General features: G+C 41.7%; 11 protein-coding genes. 8 read left to right on the forward strand and 3 right to left on the reverse strand.

Annotated elements, in window-relative coordinates; genetic code table 11:
- The first annotated feature begins 101 nt into the window (after positions 1-101).
- From R2S08_RS07780 to R2S08_RS07810, 7 genes are all read left to right on the forward strand, one after another.
- Positions 102-683: an RNA polymerase sigma-70 factor gene (locus R2S08_RS07780; protein ID WP_316834629.1), complete on the forward strand. Its 582-nt coding sequence runs from the start codon at positions 102-104 to the stop codon at positions 681-683.
- 61 nt (positions 684-744) lie between these two features.
- Positions 745-1,893, forward strand: coding sequence for a FecR family protein (locus R2S08_RS07785; protein WP_316834630.1), 1,149 nt, complete (start codon positions 745-747; stop codon positions 1,891-1,893).
- A gap of 15 nt (positions 1,894-1,908) precedes the next feature.
- Positions 1,909-5,388, forward strand: coding sequence for a SusC/RagA family TonB-linked outer membrane protein (locus tag R2S08_RS07790; protein WP_316834631.1), 3,480 nt, complete (start codon positions 1,909-1,911; stop codon positions 5,386-5,388).
- A 10-nt stretch (positions 5,389-5,398) separates the two neighbouring features.
- A complete protein-coding gene (locus R2S08_RS07795) occupies positions 5,399-7,051 on the forward strand; it encodes a RagB/SusD family nutrient uptake outer membrane protein (protein WP_316834632.1) in 1,653 nt (550 codons plus the stop codon).
- A 3-nt stretch (positions 7,052-7,054) separates the two neighbouring features.
- Entirely contained in the window at positions 7,055-8,563 is a 1,509-nt protein-coding gene (locus R2S08_RS07800) for an arylsulfatase (RefSeq protein ID WP_316834633.1), read from the forward strand.
- Positions 8,564-8,574: 11 nt separating this feature from the next.
- Positions 8,575-10,077 (forward strand): arylsulfatase, encoded by a 1,503-nt coding sequence (locus R2S08_RS07805; protein WP_316834634.1) that lies wholly within the window; start codon positions 8,575-8,577, stop codon positions 10,075-10,077.
- Between the two features lie 76 nt (positions 10,078-10,153).
- Positions 10,154-12,832, forward strand: a complete 2,679-nt coding sequence (locus R2S08_RS07810) for a glycoside hydrolase family 78 protein (RefSeq protein WP_316834635.1) — start codon at positions 10,154-10,156, stop codon at positions 12,830-12,832.
- Here the strand turns inward: R2S08_RS07810 and R2S08_RS07815 are convergent.
- Together R2S08_RS07815 and R2S08_RS07820 are read right to left on the reverse strand one after the other, a co-directional pair.
- A complete protein-coding gene (locus tag R2S08_RS07815) occupies positions 12,829-14,634 on the reverse strand; it encodes a response regulator (protein ID WP_316834636.1) in 1,806 nt (601 codons plus the stop codon). The genes R2S08_RS07810 and R2S08_RS07815 overlap by 4 nt on opposite strands.
- 64 nt (positions 14,635-14,698) lie before the next feature.
- Positions 14,699-15,727: a cytochrome-c peroxidase gene (locus tag R2S08_RS07820; RefSeq protein ID WP_133784130.1), complete on the reverse strand. Its 1,029-nt coding sequence runs from the start codon at positions 15,725-15,727 to the stop codon at positions 14,699-14,701.
- A gap of 201 nt (positions 15,728-15,928) precedes the next feature.
- Here R2S08_RS07820 and R2S08_RS07825 point away from each other — a divergent pair, with 201 nt between their 5' ends.
- Positions 15,929-16,774: a methylated-DNA--[protein]-cysteine S-methyltransferase gene (locus tag R2S08_RS07825; RefSeq protein ID WP_316834637.1), complete on the forward strand. Its 846-nt coding sequence runs from the start codon at positions 15,929-15,931 to the stop codon at positions 16,772-16,774.
- Here R2S08_RS07825 and R2S08_RS07830 read toward each other — a convergent pair.
- The gene (locus tag R2S08_RS07830; protein ID WP_316834638.1) at positions 16,740-17,528 is read right to left on the reverse strand and encodes an AraC family transcriptional regulator; all 789 of its coding nucleotides are present in this window, start codon (positions 17,526-17,528) and stop codon (positions 16,740-16,742) included. The two genes, R2S08_RS07825 and R2S08_RS07830, sit on opposite strands and share 35 nt — an antisense overlap.
- Positions 17,529-17,616: the final 88 nt, after the last annotated feature.

The raw sequence follows: 17,616 nt of genomic DNA on the forward strand, positions 1-17,616 counted from the left end.
AAATAATAAATTATTATATATATTTGTTTGAAGTATTTGATCCGTACATACAGTAACATTCTCAAATTAAAAAGAGCTAGAATTAATATAATGCTATTCTGATGTACAACTATAAGAACCTTTCTGATCCGGAGCTCATTGACTTGGCCAGAGAAGGTGACCATATCGCTTTTACGCAAATTTATGATCGTTATTGGTCTGTGCTTTATCTTCATGCAAAGAAAATGCTTAATGATGAAGAGGAAGCAAAAGATATTGTACAGAATCTTTTTTATAATTTACTCCAGGCTATACCTACCTTGAACTTTCAGATCTCTTTGTCTGCTTACTTATACAGGTCGGTAAGAAATATGGTTTTGGATGCGATAAGGCATCAGCAAACTGCGGCCAGGTACCTGGAATCTTTTAATCAAACTTTGCAGGAGAATCATTTGATTACCGATGATAGTGTTCGGGAGAGAGAACTTGAACGCCTGATTGAAAATGAAATCAAGCGGCTTCCTAAAAAAATGAGAGAGGTCTTTCTTTTGAGCCGGAAAGAACATTTGTCTCATAAGCAAATCTCTGATCGCCTGGGGATTACCGAACATACGATAAAAAGTCAGATAGGTAATGCCATTAAAATTTTAAGGATGAAAATCAATGTTGTTCTGGTTGTTATCCTTTACGGATATTTTTTTTAAAAATTTCTCATACCATGGCATTACTTATACGTCATAGATATAAGAAGGCAAGATAAATGATATGGAAGAAGCTGAATTTAAAAATTTACTGGGTAAATATCTGGAGGGCAATTGCACCAGAGAAGAATTGATTGCACTGGAAACCTGGTATATTAAAGAAGGTAACAAAGACCATATTCAGGATCAAGGGCTTAATGAAGCAAAAGAAGTTATCTGGAATCGCTTAGTAGCGCGTTCGGGAACGCAGCTGTCTGAGGTTCAAAAGCAGAGCAAGGAACGTTCTTTGTATTGGAAACTTGGAATCGCTTCATCAATTCTAATTGTACTCACGGCAGGATTTTATTCTTATAGAGCCTATAGAACTAGCCAGACACTTAAAACATCCTCTAGGGCTGAAAATATTCTTCCGGGTGGCAATAAGGCAATCCTTACCCTTTCCAATGGTACTAAAGTGGTTCTTGATGAAACTCATAATGGTCAGCTGGCTAAAAATTCGGGTATACAGATTGTTAAATTGTCTGATGGACAGTTGCTGTATAAAATGTCAGATAGAAAAAATTCAATGGGTTCAACGGAATACAATACTATTGAAACTCCACTGGGTGGTCAATATCAGATTATTCTGGAAGACAACACTAAAGTTTGGCTCAATGCAGGTTCTTCCTTAAAATATCCGGTTGTTTTTAATACTACAAGAAGGGAAGTGGAACTGACGGGTGAAGGTTATTTCGAGGTTTCAAAAGATAAACAAAGAAGGTTTTTAGTAAAGACGGAAACAGAGCAGGTAGAAGTTTTTGGAACGCATTTTAATATAAATGCTTATAAAAATGAGCATCTTGTAAAAACCACACTGCTTGAAGGTAGTGTGAAGGTTTCTAAAAAGGGAACTGAAGGTTCCGCATTTCTTGAACCTGGTCAGCAATCAGAATTCAGCAAGGGCAAATTTCAGATTATACATGTAGATGCGGAAGAAGCGATTGCCTGGAAAAATGGATATTTTGTATTTGACAACGATGATCTGAAGACTGCCTTAAGAAAAGTGGCCAGATGGTATAGTGTTGACATAGACTATAAGGAAGAGCTGGGGGATGTTCAGATTGGTGGATCTGTTTCTAAGTTCTCCGACGTTAACAAAGTATTAAGTGTATTACATCTTACAACAGGGTTAAATTTCAAAATAGAAGGAAGGAGGTTAATCGTCAGTCGTTAAAATTTTAAACCTTGCATGAAGGTCAAAGGCGGTGGAACGCCTCTGACCAATTTAATTGCAGCCTACAGCTTATCAATCTATAAACCAATTAAACAAACCAAATATATGAATTTCAAACATATTATGGGCTGGACAAACTATGTCCGTCCGGATTTAAAACGATATCTGATTATGAGGATTTCACTAACTTTTATTTTGATCACATTTGTGTTTCTGCAAATGAGTATTGCTGCCTCCGGTCAGAATATAAGTTTAAACGAAAAAAATGCCAACCTGAAAGAGGTTCTGAAAAAGATCAGAAAGCAAACCGGTTATACATTTATTTTTCTCAATAATATTATCCGGAATTCCAGACCGGTCAATATCGTTGCAGACCATCAGGATATCAGTTCTGTGTTAGAAGCCACGTTTAAAGACCAGCCCTTAGATTATGTGGTCAACAACAAGACCATTATCATCAAAGCTAAAATACCAACATTTATAAATCAATTTCCCCTTATCTTCAAGATGGATATTAGAGGTAAGATTGTTGATGAAACGGGTGGTCCATTGCCGGGGGCAAGTATAAAAGTAAAAGACAGCAATGTAAGTACCACCTCTGATATCAATGGTTTATTTAGCCTGAAAGGTATTCCTGATCACTCTATCATCACTGTGTCTTTCATTGGGTATCAGAGTATAGATTTAAATGCAGAGTCAGGGGAGCAAATGCTGATCAGATTGTCGCCTGTAGTATCTCTTCTGGGTGATGTGGTGATTGTGGGCTATGGTACCCAGAAAAAAGCAAACCTTATCGGATCGGTATCGCAATTAAGCGCGAAGGATATTAATGATCGTCCGGTAACTTCCCTGTCCAATGCCCTGACCGGGCAAATGCCAGGGATATCCCTTATACAAAGAAGCGGCCAGCCTGGACAAAGCGGTGCAGCGATGCAAATTCGCGGCGTGGGTTCATTTGGCTCAACATCAAGTGCATTTATTTTGGTTGATGGAATTCCAGTTAATTCCTTTGATGATATAGACCCGAATGACGTAGCCAGTATCTCTGTGCTTAAAGATGCTTCAACGGCTGCAATCTATGGTTCGAGGGCAGCAAACGGGGTTATTCTTGTCACCACAAAAACAGGTGCCACTTCAAAAGGAAAGCTAAAGATCAATTACAATGGCTATGCAGGTTTACAACGGGCTACTGCTTATCCTGATTTTGTAGACTCCTGGGAATATGCAAGTTTGTTGAATGAGGCTTTGCCAGGTACTTATACACAGGCGCAGATCCAAAAATTCAAGGACGGCTCTGATCCGGACAATTATCCTAATGAGAACTATGTCAAGGATGTTTTTAAAAAATCAACGCTCCAGACGGCTCATAACCTGGGCATTTCCAATAATACAGAAAGTACAACGTATTTGCTATCTGCGGGCTATTTGTATCAAAATGGCATTGTGGAAAAAAATGATTATACCCGTTATAATCTGCGTCTGAATATGACCAATGATTTCAGCCGGAAACTGAAACTTACCACCCGTTTGTTTGGGGCTAAATATGTAGATAATCAGCCAGCGCCTCCGGCTACGCTCGACTGGACAGATATGCTGACCAATATTAGTCAGGTGATCAGGGTTCCTGCTATTTATCCAAACCGGCTGAGCAATGGTGACTATGGACTTGGCGTTGTGGCCAAAGGTACTCCGGTTTCTTATTTTGATAACGACTCTTTTTACAAAAACAGGCAAACGGACCTTTTGGCAAACCTGAAGTTAGACTGGGAGGTGATTAAAGACCTCAAACTTTCATTGATAGGTGGTTATACGCAATTAACTGGTCAAGACCAGCGCTTTTTAGCCAGCCAGCGATTAAACAGCACGGTTACGCTCGGACCCGGGAGTTTAAATCAAAGTACCTTAAACAATTCTTATAAAACCTTCCAGCAACTGGCTGAATATAAAAAAGAATTTGGGAAGAATGAATTGGGGATTCTTGCGGGTCACTCTTATGAATATAATAGTTCAGGTAGTTTTTCTGCTAACCGTACCGGCTTTAACAGCAATATTTTAACGCAATTAAATGCAGGAGATGCCAGTACACAGAAGAACAGCGGGACTGCAGCTGAATATACCCTGGATTCTTATTTTGGAAGGCTGAACTATAACTATGCCAACCGTTACCTTGCGGAGTTTACCTTAAGATACGATGGCTCTTCCAGATTCCCTGCAAATTCTAAATATGCTCCTTTCCCTGCGGGGGCTATTGGATGGAGAATTTCAGATGAGCCCTTTTTAAAAGATAAAATCAGCTGGTTAACCGATCTTAAAATTAAAGCTTCTTATGGAACGTTGGGAAACCAGAATATTGGAAACTATGCTTACCAGGATGTATTTACTTCTGGTTATAATTATCCTATCGGAGGTTCATTGTCAACTGGTGTTGCCAATACGACGCTGGTAGATCCTACCATCAAATGGGAATCGACCAGAACAAAAGATCTGGGGATAGATGGTACCTTGTTTAAGGGGAAACTGAATTTCAGCGCCACCTATTTTGACAGGTATACTTATGATATCCTGGTGAGTCCGGCTGCAAGTGTATCCAGTGTACTGGGCTTTGGTGTAGGCGTTCAGAATTCAGGGAAACTGAGTAATAAGGGCTGGGAGTTTACCCTGGATTATAAGAATACCATCGGTGCCTTTTCGTATGGCATTAATGGAAATTTCTCCATCATAAACAATAAGGTACTTGATCTGGGGGTTGGAAATATCAACCAACCGAATGGAATGGTTGGAAATGGTTCGTCTCTTTTTATTAATTATCCAATGAATATTTATTATGGCTACCAGACGGATGGTTTATTTGCAGATCAGAACAGTATTGCCAATTATGCCAATCAGAAAGCAGTCAATCCAAATGTACAGCCTGGCGATATCCGTTATAAAGATATCAGCGGTCCAAACGGTGTACCTGATGGAAAGGTAGACGCCGTTTATGACCGCACGGTCCTGGGCAGCCGGATTCCAAAATACACGTATGGTTTCAATTTGTCAGCCAGTTACAAAAACTTTGATCTGTCTGTGCTCCTGCAGGGCATCAGTCATGTAAATGGTTACCTGGATAATTTTGCCGGGTGGGCATTTTATGGCAATGGTAATATTCAAAGGTACCAGGCCGATAACCATTGGTCGGTAGCTCATCCAGATCCAAATGCCAAGTATCCCAGACTGGAAAGCATTTCAAATACCGGTACCGGAAATACACTGACCTCTTCTTTCTGGATGCTTGATGGCAGCTACCTTAAAGTAAGGAATGTTCAGCTTGGTTATAAATTCCCTGCACCACAACTCAAAAAATATGGTTTGGAAGGGCTTCGGGTGTATGTTACTGCTCAAAATCCGCTCGCTTTTAGCAAGTATCCAAAGGGCTGGGATCCGGAAACCAATACCAGTGGGTCCTATTATCCTATTCTGGCCGCTTATACCTTGGGTTTAAATGTTAATTTTTAATGATTTGGAAATGAAAATATTCTATAAAAATATAATACTGGGCATTTTCGTTCTGCTGGCAACTGCTTCATGCAGAAAAGAGCTGAACAGGGCTCCTCTGGACCAATTCTCCAGCGAAACTTTCTGGACTTCAGAACAAAATACCATGCTGGCCCTTACAGGGGTATATCGTGGTAATATCCAGATGTCTGTGAACCCAACCGGAGCAGAGTATTCTGCAACAGACTGGTGGTCTTACCATGGTTTGTTGTACCTGGAACTGGCAACAGACAATGCCTACGACAGGCGGGGGGACAATTCTGCTTTTAACAAATTGACCAACGGAACATTGACGGCGACCAACAGCTATCTCAGCAATTATTGGAACTTAAGTTACAGCCGGATAGCGAGGTGTAATTATTTTCTTGAAAATATTGGTAAAGCGCCTGTTGATGCGGCTAAGCTGTCCAGAATGACGGCAGAAGCCAAATTCATCAGGGCTTGTCAGTATTTTTACCTTTCGCAATATTTCGGGGCAGTTCCACTTGTGCAAAAAACGCTGTCATTAACTGAAGCGAATACGGTAACGAAAAGCACAAAAGATCAGGTGCAGGCTTTTGCAGAGTCTGAATTTAAATCTGTGGCCAGCTTGCTGCCAAAGCAAAGTGCTTTGCCTTCAACCGAACGTGGCAGGGCTACCCAACAGGCTGCCCTGGCTTTTCTGGGGAGAACTTACCTGGCAGAACAAAAATGGACAGATGCTGCTGCGTGTTACAAGCAGATTATAGATGTTAATGATAATATTATTGATCCTGATTTTGAAGGTCTGTTTAATGGTACAAACGAAAGCAGCCGGGAGATTCTTTTTGCCACTCAGTATTTGCAGGACCTTGCTCCAAATGCAATGTTGCAGCACAATTATCCGGCTAAGCTTGGTGGATATGTATTGGAATGTCCTTTAGGCAGTTTGGTAGAATCTTATGAATTTACCGATGGTACGCCTTTCTCCTTTACAGATCCGCGATACAACGCTGCAGATCCGGGGCAAAACCGTGACCCAAGGCTGAGGTATACCGTGCTGTATAATGGCCGTGCCTTCAAAAACATCATTTACAACAGTAATCCCGACGATGCTTCTTCAGCGGATCAATTGACCTTATCAAAACAGGCCACACGTACAGGTTTTGCGCTTAAAAAATTTAACAGCGAAGCTTTTTCTGGTGGTGATCTTCAAAACTCGGGTATTGACCTGCCTATAGTGAGGTATGCTGAGGTATTGTTAAGCTATCTGGAAGCGAAATTAGAATCTGGTTCTGCAATTGATCAGACACTTTTGGACCAGACCATTAATAAAGTAAGAGGTCGTGCTTCGGTTAATATGCCAAAGGTAACAGAAACCAGTCCTTCTGCTCTGCGGACGATATTGCGCAGGGAAAGGAGGAATGAGCTTGCTCTGGAAGGACTCCGCTATTGGGATTTATTGCGTTGGAAAGTTATCGGGCAGGTTTTAAACGGAGATTTTTATGGCGCTGCTTTTCCTAATGCCGTTAATTTGAGGAAAAAGGGAACAACATCAGATCCTTATGGACGCTGGTATGTGACCTCAAAAGCTTTTCGTACCGGGACGGATGAGTTGTGGCCTGTTCCACAATCTGAAGTAAGTATTAATCCTAATCTAAAATAAAATATGAAGTTCCTATTCCTTTTTATCGCCGTTTTCCTGACCATGAATGCATTTTCGCAGGAGAAGCCCAATGTGATTCTTATTTGTGCAGATGATCTTGGGTATGGAGATTTAAGCTGCTATGGTGCCACAAAGATCCATACGCCCAATCTGGACCGATTGGCTTCTACTGGTTTACGTCTAACCAACGGGCATTCTACCTCAGCGACCTGTACACCTTCCAGATATGCGATGATGACCGGAAATTATCCCTGGAGGAGAAAAGGTACTGGAATTTTACCTGGTGATGCGGCACTGATCATACCTACAGGGCAAAAAAATCTGCCTTTGGTATTTAAAGGTGCGGGATACGCTACCGGAATTATTGGTAAATGGCATCTTGGACTTGGTACACAGGTAGAAAAAGACTGGAACAACGAAATCAAACCCGGCCCGAATGAGGTTGGGTTTGATTATTCATTTATTTTTCCGGCAACAGCCGATAGAGTACCTACCGTTTTTCTGCAAAACCATTCTGTTGTCGCACTAGATAAAAATGATCCTATTGCTGTGGATTATAAGCACAAGATCGGAACAGATCCAACAGGTAAGGAGCATCCGGAATTGTTGAAAATGAAAAGCTCACCGGGACAGGGCCATGATAATACTATTGTGAATGGCATTGGAAGGATTGGTTATATGAGTGGAGGACAGACGGCCAGATGGGCAGATGAAGAACTCTCTTATACTTTTTTGAGCCAGGCACAGGGCTTTATTGAAGAACACAAAACCAAGCCCTTCTTTTTATACCTGGCTCTAACGGAGCCACATGTACCGAGAATGCCGGGTACTCAGTTTAAAGATAAAAGTGGTTTGGGCGCACGGGGCGACGCGATATTGCAGATGGACTGGGTAGTTGGAGAAGTGATGAGGCGGGTGCAGGCGTTGGGGATTGCAAAAAACACACTCATTATTTTCACCAGCGATAATGGACCGGTGCTGGACGATGGCTATCAGGATGAAGCAGTGACCCGTTTGAATGGCCATACGCCTGCAGGGCTGCTGAGAGGAGGGAAGTACAGTGCATTGGAGGGCGGTACTAGGATGCCTTTTATTGTAAACTGGCCAGCCAGAATAAAACCTGGGGTATCTAATGCTCTGGTTTCTCAGATTGATCTGGTAAGGTCTATGTCTGCTTTGCTGGGTCAGCAACTTCCGGCTACGCTTGCCAGAGATAGTGAGGATATGCTTGCTGCGCTTTTAGGTAAAGATAAAAGTGGCAGAAGGACGCTTGTTTTACAAGGCGGACCACTTTCTGTGATCAGCGAGGGTTGGAAATATATTACGCCTGGTGCCGGTCCGGCATATGATAAGCTGGTTGGGATTGAAACTGGAAATTCGCCGTCTGCTCAGCTCTACAATCTAAAAAATGATATGGCCGAGAAAGACAATCTTGCAGAGAAATATCCTGAAAAGGTTAAAGAACTTGCCGCTTTGCTGGAGCGCATAAAAAATCAGCGTAATGATCATTAATACACGGAAAAATGCAGAAGTTAAAAATATATCTGTTGCTGTTTGTTCTGATGCTGCATGCGGGTTCCATGCTGGGGCAGGGGAAGCGCCTTCGCCCGGGTGGGAAGCCAAATATTATTTACATCTATGCCGATGATATGGGCTATGCAGAATTAGGCGCTTATGGACAGAAAAAAATCAAAACGCCAAATCTGGACCGCTTGGCCAGGGAAGGAATGAAATTTACGCAGCATTATACCGGGACACCAGTATGTGCTCCCGCCAGATGTATGCTGATGACCGGAAAGCATGGAGGTCACTCCTATATCCGCGGGAATTATCCTATGGGCGGCAATGCAGACAGCCTGGAGGCTGGGCAAATGCCTCTTCCTGAAGGTACTTTTACTATACCAAAAATGCTTAAGACAGTGGGCTATGTTACAGGGATGACGGGAAAATGGGGGCTGGGTATGAACAATACCACGGGTTCTCCTTTAAACCAGGGATTTGACTTCTATTATGGCTATCTGGATCAAAAACAAGCTCAAAATTATTATCCTACACATTTATGGGAAAACGATCGTAAAGTTAATCTGGGCAATACAGATTTTAATGTCCAGATCGGACTGGACTCTGCTAAAGCCACAGATAAGGGTTTTGATGGGTATAAGGGAAAAGTTTATGCGCCTGATATGATGACCAAAAAAGCCTTGGCTTTTATTGAAAAAAACAAATCAAAGCCGTTTTTTCTGTATATGCCTTATACCATACCTCATGTTTCTTTGCAGGTTCCTGACCAATATATCGGGCAATACCTTGGCAAATTTGACGAGCGTCCTTATTATGGACAAAATGGTTATGCTCCATCAAAATATCCTTTGTCTACTTATGCGGGTATGATCACTTATTTAGATGACCAGGTGGGCATTATCATGAAGGAAATCAAAAAGCTGGGTCTGGATGAAAATACCATAATTATGTTTTCAAGCGATAATGGTACGACCTTTAACGGAGGGGTGGAAGCCCGGTTTTTTGAAAGTGTGGGAGATTTCAGGGGCTTAAAAATGGATGTTTTTGAAGGGGGGATACGGGAGCCTTTTATTGCGAGGTGGCCTGGAAAAATACCAGCCAATACGGTTAGTGATCTGATTTCTGCCCAGTATGATATGATGGCAACTTTTGCGGATATGACCGGGGCAAAAATGAACCATACCGATGGTATCTCTCTACTGCCAACGTTAACAGGTAACCATAAGACACAAAAGAAACATGATTTTTTATATTTTGAGTATCCTGAAAAAGGTGGGCAACTGGCTGTTCGTACGGGCAACTGGAAAGGTGTAAAATTGAATATGCGGAAGAATCCTGGTGCGGGATGGATGCTGTTTGATTTAGAAAATGACCGATCTGAAAGCAATAATGTGGCAGCTCAGCATCCTGATATTATTAAACGTCTGGACGCTATCGTAAAAAAAGAACATCAGACTGCGCATATTAACGAATGGGAGTTTGTTGATAGCAAAATGAGAAAATAAGGAAGCCGACAGTACAGGATGGCAATTCCATAAATACTTTGCATACTTGTATTTTCTAACCAAATTTCTTGTTCTCATGGACCTTTTGCTAAAACACCGTTTCTTCCTTGTTGTTCTGGTTTTATTCAGCGTAAACAGTTTTGCGCAAAAACTGGCTGTTAAAAATCAAACTGTAGAGTATCAATATAATCCTATAGGTTTAGATAGTGCTGTTCCGCGGTTTAGCTGGGCGTTGTCTACTTCTCTGAAAAACACTTTGCAAGCCAGCTATGAGCTCAGGGTGGGGATGGACAGTGTAAAACTCAAAGCTGGAAAGGAAATGTTTTGGACCAGTGGGACGCGTCAAACAGATCAATCTGTTCTGGTTAATTATGGCGGCCCGGCATTACAATCGGATACCCGGTATTTCTGGCAGGTAAGGGTAAGGGATAACCATGGCAATACTTCGGCCTGGTCTGCGGTTCATTTCTGGCAAATGGGGCTTAAAGCTGCAGATTGGACCTCATGGATTACGGTTGCGGGTAAGGATACTTCAAAAGCCAGTCCTTATTTCAGAAAGGATATTCAGATCAGCAAACCTATCCGGAGGGCAACTGCTTATTTGACGGCTAATGGTTTGTATGAAGCTCATATCAACGGGTCAAGGGTTGGAGATCATTATTTTGCACCGGGCTGGACCAGTTATAAAAACCGTCTTCAGTATCAGGCCTATGATCTTAGTGCTCTGTTGAAGAAAGGAAACAATGCAATTGGTATTGTTTTGGGCGATGGGTGGTATAAGGGGAGAATTGGATTTGATGGCCAGCAGCACTATTATGGAGATCAAAGGGCATTTTTGATGCAGATCGTGGTGGAATATACCGATGGCAGCAAAGAAACATTGAAAACGGATAGCGGCTGGAAATATCAATATGGGGCGATTCTTTCCTCTGGTATTTACGATGGGGAAGTGTATGATTCCAGAAGAGTACTCCAGGGATGGTTGGATGGGCGTGTTTTTAAACATGATGCGGTTCCACTATTGGGTACGGTTTCTCCACCGGTAAAGAAACATGAGGAGTTTAAAGCGATTCGGGTATTTAAAACGCCTAAAGGGGAAACTGTTGCTGATTTTGGGCAGAACCTGGTGGGCTGGGAGCAAATTAAAGCTTCCGGACCGGCTGGAACCAAAATCATCATCAGCCATGCGGAGGTTTTAGATAAAGAAGGTAATTTTTATACCCAGAATCTTCGGAGTGCAAAATCTCAAAATACCTATGTTCTCAATGGAGAAGGAGCGCAGGTTTTTGAACCGCATTTTACTTATCATGGATTCAGATATATTAAAATAGAAGGGTATCCGGGGGTGTTGGAGCCTTCTGCTTTAACTGCAATTGCTTTGTATTCTGATATGAAGCAGAATGGCACATTTGTAACTTCAGATACCTTACTGAACAAATTGCAGCGCAATATACTTTGGGGTCAGAAAGGGAATTTTTTAGATGTGCCGACGGATTGCCCGCAAAGAGATGAACGATTGGGGTGGACAGGGGATGCTCAGGCTTTCTTTAGTACGGCTGCTTACAATATGGATGTGGCCGGTTTTTTTACCAAGTGGCTTAAAGATCTGGCTGCCGATCAGTATGCGGATGGTAGTGTGCCTCATGTGATACCGAATGTATTGGGGAGTGGGCAAGGCGGTGCAACCGGCTGGGCAGATGCTTCTACCATTATACCTTGGGGAATGTACGAGAATTATGGTGACAAGCGGATTTTAGAGGAGCAATATGCCAGTATGAAAGCCTGGGAGGGGTATATGATTGGCCAATCTAAGAATGACCTTTGGGCGACCGGTTTTCATTTTGGCGACTGGCTGTTCTACAGGCCTAATGATGATACGGAAGGCAGGTCTGCGGTAACGGATAAATACCTGATTGCACAGACTTTCTTTGCGCATTCTACCCAGCTTTTAATTAATACGGCAAAGGTTTTGGGTAAAAAAGAAGATGTTGAAGTTTATACCGCTTTATTGGCGAAGATAAAAGCTGCTTTTCAGAGGGAATATATGACCAGTACGGGAAGGCTGGTGTCGGGAACGCAGACGGCCTATGTACTTGCGCTTCATTTTGATATGCTCCCTGAAGCCTTAAGGGCTCAGGCTGCAGAACGCCTGGTTAGAAATGTAGAGTCCTACGGTAACCATCTTACCACTGGTTTCCTGGGTACGCCTTACTTATGCCAGGTTTTGAGCCGTTTTGGTTATACAGATGTGGCGTATAAGCTCTTGTTCCAGGAAAGTTATCCTTCCTGGTTGTATCCGGTAAAAACGGGAGCAACAACGATTTGGGAAAGATGGGATGGAATCAAGGAGGATGGGACTTTCCAGAATGATGGAATGAATTCTTTCAATCATTATGCTTATGGTGCCATTGGAGAATGGATGTACAATCATATTGCAGGGATTACACTTTCGGCTCCGGGCTATAAGCAGTTCACCATTGCTCCGGAACCAGGTGGGAAATTAACGTCGGCAAAAGGAACTTTAATGACGCCTTATGGGTTGGTTAAATCGGAATGGAAAATTGAAAACGGAAAAATACTACTGGACATTTCTATTCCTGCCAATACCACGGCAAGTTTGTTGTTGCCGAAGGCGGTGCAGAAGGAAGTAAAGGAAAATGGGATAAGTCTTAAAACGGAGGCTTTAAATGCTGTAGGAAAGGATCTTCAACTCAGCCGGGGTTCCGGGGATTATCATTTTGAATATGGGTTTTAAGGCCTGTCTGACAAAATACCTTCGCTTGTCAGTTTTTGCAGTTTTTTAAACAGGTGCTCCGGACTAAAGGGTTTTGACAGATAGTCATTCATTCCGGCTTCCAGTGCTTTTTCGACAACATTGTCACTTACGCTTGCCGTAAGGGCTATGATAGGCGTAGCGGATTTTGGACCGTCCATTTTCCGGATAGCTGCTGTAGCTTCGTATCCATCCATTTCGGGCATATAAAGGTCCATTAATATTACATCAAATTCTTCCTCCTTTAATTTTTGAACGGCGGAGATTCCATTCTCCGCAATCACAGGAACGATTCCCCATCTTTCGAGCGTTTTTTTTATGACCAGGATATTGACAGGATTGTCTTCGGCCACTAAAACTTTCAAAAGGCTCAGTCCGTTCTCCGGAATCTCTGGTTGAGGTGGTGTGGCCGTATCAAGGGTTTGATAACGAAAATCAATATCAAAAAAGAATGTAGTTCCTACATTTGGGGTACTCATCAGGTTAATATGGCTGTTGAACATGGTGAGTACCTTTTTAACAATAGGAAGTCCAAGACCAGTGCCACCGTAATTCCTGTTGGTGCTTTTTGAGGCCTGTGTATAGGGTTCAAAAATATGTTGTTGTTGGCTAGGGTGGATGCCTATGCCTGTATCTTCAATGCTAAAACGGATCCTGATTTGATCTTTTGTTAAGTCCAGAACCTCTACATTTAAATTGACAGATCCTTTTTCTGTGAATTTAATGGCATTATTGAGCAGGTTTAACAAAATTTGAGTTAAGCGTGTTGGATCACTTAAAATAACTTTAGTTTCCAGTTCTTCGGGAATGCGAAGGTTAAAGTCCAGCATTTTTTCCCGTGCTTTTAGTTTAGTGCTTGAATAGTTGTTTCTGATCAATTCTGCCAGATCAAATGGAATAGTTTCGAGTTCTACCTTGTCAGAATCCAGCTTATTGAAGTCAAGAATATCATTGATCAGGAGCAACAGGTTCTCTGCAGAGAATTTAAGTACGGCCAGATTTTCCTCCTGGTCTTCTCTGGGATTCTGGAGCATTAAGGCGTTTGATATGCCAATAACTCCGTTTAGTGGTGTCCTTAACTCATGAGACATGGTCGATAAAAAATTCATCCGGCTGTTGGACAGTTCTTCGAGATCAGATAGTGTGATACAGAGCTTTTCATTGAGCGCTTTCAACTCATTTTTGGTTTGAGTGAGGTTGATGAAATTCCGGGTAAATGCTTTGAAAAAATAATAGTGGAGGAAAACAATTAATGCAAAATTATAGGTGGTTACGAAGAGATAAGTGGACCTGCTCACTTCATAAGGTCCTGAGCTCAGATAAAAGTAGCTTTTGTGGTCTATAGCGGTATAAATGACTACAGGCAATATATTGATAGCTGAATAAAACCAACCCCATTTTAGGCCGTGCATATAAAAGCTGAGTGCACAAGCAAACCATATAAATTGGAGTGTTTCTGCATTTATTCCATGTACAAATATGGTTAGGTTGCTCCAAACTGCAAGTGTAATGAGCCACAGTGCGGCATGAGAGACGGTCTTCCATCTGTTTGTATAGTAGATAGAAGCAATAAAAAAGGAACTGCAGACGAAAACAATGCTGACCCGAACCAAATGCGCTATTTCTCCTCCTAAAGCATAGGCTGGAATCAAGATGCCCGTGAATATGGAATATAGTACAACTATGCAGAACAGCATTTTCACGCGTGCCTTATTGATAGGGTCCGTTTCCCGGTTCCCGATTTTAAGGAGAACAGCATTAATGTATCTGAATAAGGAAAGCATAATTATTTAAGTTATACAAATCTAAAATAATTGAGCTAAAACTTACCTGATTGATCTTTTTAAATCAATAATTGCCCTGCCGTATAAATTGGGCGTCGGTGAGTGTGAACAGAAAACGAATGAGTTCTTTTTTTTCCTCGTTACTTAGTGGAATACCTGCTTTGCCCTGTTTGTACAAAGTACTGTCTAAGCCTTTGGTGTTGTTCAGTCCGTTGCTGTAATGGTCCATGACTTCCATTAAGGTGTTAAACCTACCATCGTGCATATATGGAGCGGTTAATGCTATATTGCGAAGACTGGGTACTTTGAACTTTCCCATATCTTCCGTTTTTTTTGTAAGTTGACCAAGGCCTTGATCTGCAGTGGTTCCTGTTCCGGTATTTCTTAAGCTTTCATCGGTAAATAATTCGCCGGCATGGCAGGGACTGCATTTCTGCCTGAATATCATTAATCCCTTGTGTTCTTCCTGGGTGTAGTCCAGACTTTCCTTTCTGGAATACAGATCGTATCTGGAATTGGAAGTGACCAACGTTTGCAGGTAATCAACAAGTACTTTTTTGAGCTTTTCTTCAGTGATGTCTTCTGTTCCAAATACCTTTTTGAACTGCTTTTTATAGCCATCAGATTGATTGAGCCGGGCTAAAACGGCAGGTATACTGGAGGCCATTTCTACTGGACTTTTGATGGCATTAAGAACGGTTTGAGACAAATGCTGTGCTCTGGCATCTCCAAAATAGCTTTTCTTCCATTGCAAGTTCATTAAGGCGGGTGTGTTTCGGGCAGCATGTACTGTGCCGCTTCCTCTGCTAAATGCGACACCCGGGTCTGCGTAGGCATGTTCATTTTGGTGGCAGGATGCACAGGAAATGCGCCTGTCTGCCGACAATCCGGGATCTTGAAATAAGGTTCGGCCCAGGGAAATTCCTTTCAGGGTGGCAAGGGCAGTATCTCCAGGGAGCTTGGGGAAGTTAACTGGCCGATTCTGTTTCATTTTTGAATCTGATGCTGAAAACATAAAACCCAGTGCTAAAATGCCAAACCCGGCTGCCAATAACCCTACAATAATCAATTTCCCTTTCTGTTGTCCAGCCATATTATTTTATCATTCGTCAATACTGAGAGAGGGCAAAATTTCGATGTGCAAAAGTAAGAGAAGTGAAGGGGTTTTCCTAGATCGTTTAGAATAATGGTAATAATCTATAAGGAGAAGATAAAATATCTGTCGATCTTAGCAAGAACTGGGTTTAACGATCATCTTATTAGCGATAAATTTGTTGTATAGAAATTACATATTATGAAGACGCAACAAGAATTAGATTATGAAAGGATTGCTGAGGCAATTGCCTTCCTGAAAAATAACTTTAAAGCGCATCCAAAACTGGATGAAGCAGCGGAGCATGTTCATTTAAGCCCGTTTCATTTTCAGCGCATGTTCCAGGATTGGGCCGGGGTAACACCTAAACAATTTTTGCAGTATCTCAGTGTTGAGCATGCTAAAAGATTGTTAATGACGACAAACGCGACTTTATTTGATACAGCCTATGAAACAGGTTTGTCGGGTACCGGACGCTTATACGATCTGTTCGTAAAAGTAGAAGGTATGACTCCAGGGGAATATAAAAATGGTGGTGCAGCATTGGTTATTAATTACACTTTTGCCGACACTCCATTCGGACCGGTTATTGTTGCCTCTACAGGTAAAGGTATTTGCCATATGGCATTTGTAGACGAGGGCGAAAGAAATGCGCTGGAGAATTTGAAACAAATTTTTCCAAACGCTATTTACAACCAGTTAGCCGACAGAAATCAACAAAATGCCTTGTTCGTATTTAATCAGGACTGGAGCAAGCTGGATGAAATCAAACTGCACCTGAAAGGAACTGATTTTCAGATTAAGGTTTGGGAAACCCTTTTGAGTGTGCCAACAGGTGGTTTAACTACTTATGCTGATCTGGCCAGGAAATCTGGCTATACCAGAGCATCAAGGGCTGTTGGAACCGCTGTAGGCAAAAATCCTGTGGCTTTTCTGATACCATGCCATAGGGTAATTAAATCAACCGGAGAAATCGGACAATATCATTGGGGCGCCGCCAGAAAAAATGTGATTATAGGCTGGGAAGCAGCCAGAATGCATAAATGATGGATAATAGATTCCCTTTTCTAAATAAGGAGGGTGAGAATTTGAATTTTTTCTTAAACGCCGCTGAGAAATGCGTGGTGTATTTATAACCTACTTGTGCTGCCACTTCCTTTAAACTAAGGCTAGGATCTTCCGTTAACAGGTGTTTTGCTTTCATCATTTTTAAATCGAGGGTGTAGGTGTGAATGGTTTTTCCGAAAATTGCTTTAAATCCTGTTTGTATTTTTGTTCTGTTCATACCTGCAATCTGGGCCAGCTCATCGATAGAGTAATGTTGGCGGAGATTGCCTGAGATTATACTTTTCAGGCGTTTAAATACACTTCTTTCCTGGACAGTAAATTTGAGGTCTTGCCGGGTAGCCGTTTTTACGGATAAAATGCAGATCAGCAGTTCGCAGACCTTTGTCTGGAGATAAAGCTGCTTAAATTTCGAATCACATGAACAATTCATAATGTCGTGGATAATCATACGGACAGGCATGGATAATTGTTCGATATGCAGGCTGGAAAAAAAATCAGTTGTGATTGATATTTTACCCATCATTTGCAGGAGGGAGTCTTCTGAAATTGTGATGTCCAGGGAGAGCTTATTGTGTGTTGATTTTTCCTGGTCACTGCTTTCTTTTCTTTTGAAGAGTCGTTTAGTCTTTAGCTCATCATTTCTGATTTGCAAATTAACTGTTGGATAATCAGCGCTTTCTAATTCGCATTTCAACAAATATTCGTCCGTTTTCTTAATCTCTATTTTATACATTTTCCTGTTAAATCCGTACAAATCCCTGCACATTCTGTACATGGATTACTCTATTTTTGCCACAAATTAATAATTAGTCTAAATAAGA

Source organism: Pedobacter nutrimenti (assembly GCF_032678445.1).
Taxonomy (GTDB): Bacteria; Bacteroidota; Bacteroidia; order Sphingobacteriales; family Sphingobacteriaceae; genus Pedobacter; species Pedobacter nutrimenti_A.

What these genes read in the sequence shown, in the direction of transcription:
- R2S08_RS07780 (WP_316834629.1), top strand. Translation starts at nt 102, where the DNA reads ATGTACAACTATAAGAACCTTTCTGATCCGGAGCTCATTGACTTGGCC.
- R2S08_RS07785 (WP_316834630.1), top strand. Translation starts at nt 745, where the DNA reads ATGGAAGAAGCTGAATTTAAAAATTTACTGGGTAAATATCTGGAGGGC.
- R2S08_RS07790 (WP_316834631.1), top strand. Translation starts at nt 1,909, where the DNA reads ATGAAGGTCAAAGGCGGTGGAACGCCTCTGACCAATTTAATTGCAGCC.
- R2S08_RS07795 (WP_316834632.1), top strand. Translation starts at nt 5,399, where the DNA reads ATGAAAATATTCTATAAAAATATAATACTGGGCATTTTCGTTCTGCTG.
- R2S08_RS07800 (WP_316834633.1), top strand. Translation starts at nt 7,055, where the DNA reads ATGAAGTTCCTATTCCTTTTTATCGCCGTTTTCCTGACCATGAATGCA.
- R2S08_RS07805 (WP_316834634.1), top strand. Translation starts at nt 8,575, where the DNA reads ATGCAGAAGTTAAAAATATATCTGTTGCTGTTTGTTCTGATGCTGCAT.
- R2S08_RS07810 (WP_316834635.1), top strand. Translation starts at nt 10,154, where the DNA reads ATGGACCTTTTGCTAAAACACCGTTTCTTCCTTGTTGTTCTGGTTTTA.
- R2S08_RS07815 (WP_316834636.1), bottom strand. Translation starts at nt 14,634, where the DNA reads ATGCTTTCCTTATTCAGATACATTAATGCTGTTCTCCTTAAAATCGGG.
- R2S08_RS07820 (WP_133784130.1), bottom strand. Translation starts at nt 15,727, where the DNA reads ATGGCTGGACAACAGAAAGGGAAATTGATTATTGTAGGGTTATTGGCA.
- R2S08_RS07825 (WP_316834637.1), top strand. Translation starts at nt 15,929, where the DNA reads ATGAAGACGCAACAAGAATTAGATTATGAAAGGATTGCTGAGGCAATT.
- R2S08_RS07830 (WP_316834638.1), bottom strand. Translation starts at nt 17,528, where the DNA reads ATGTATAAAATAGAGATTAAGAAAACGGACGAATATTTGTTGAAATGC.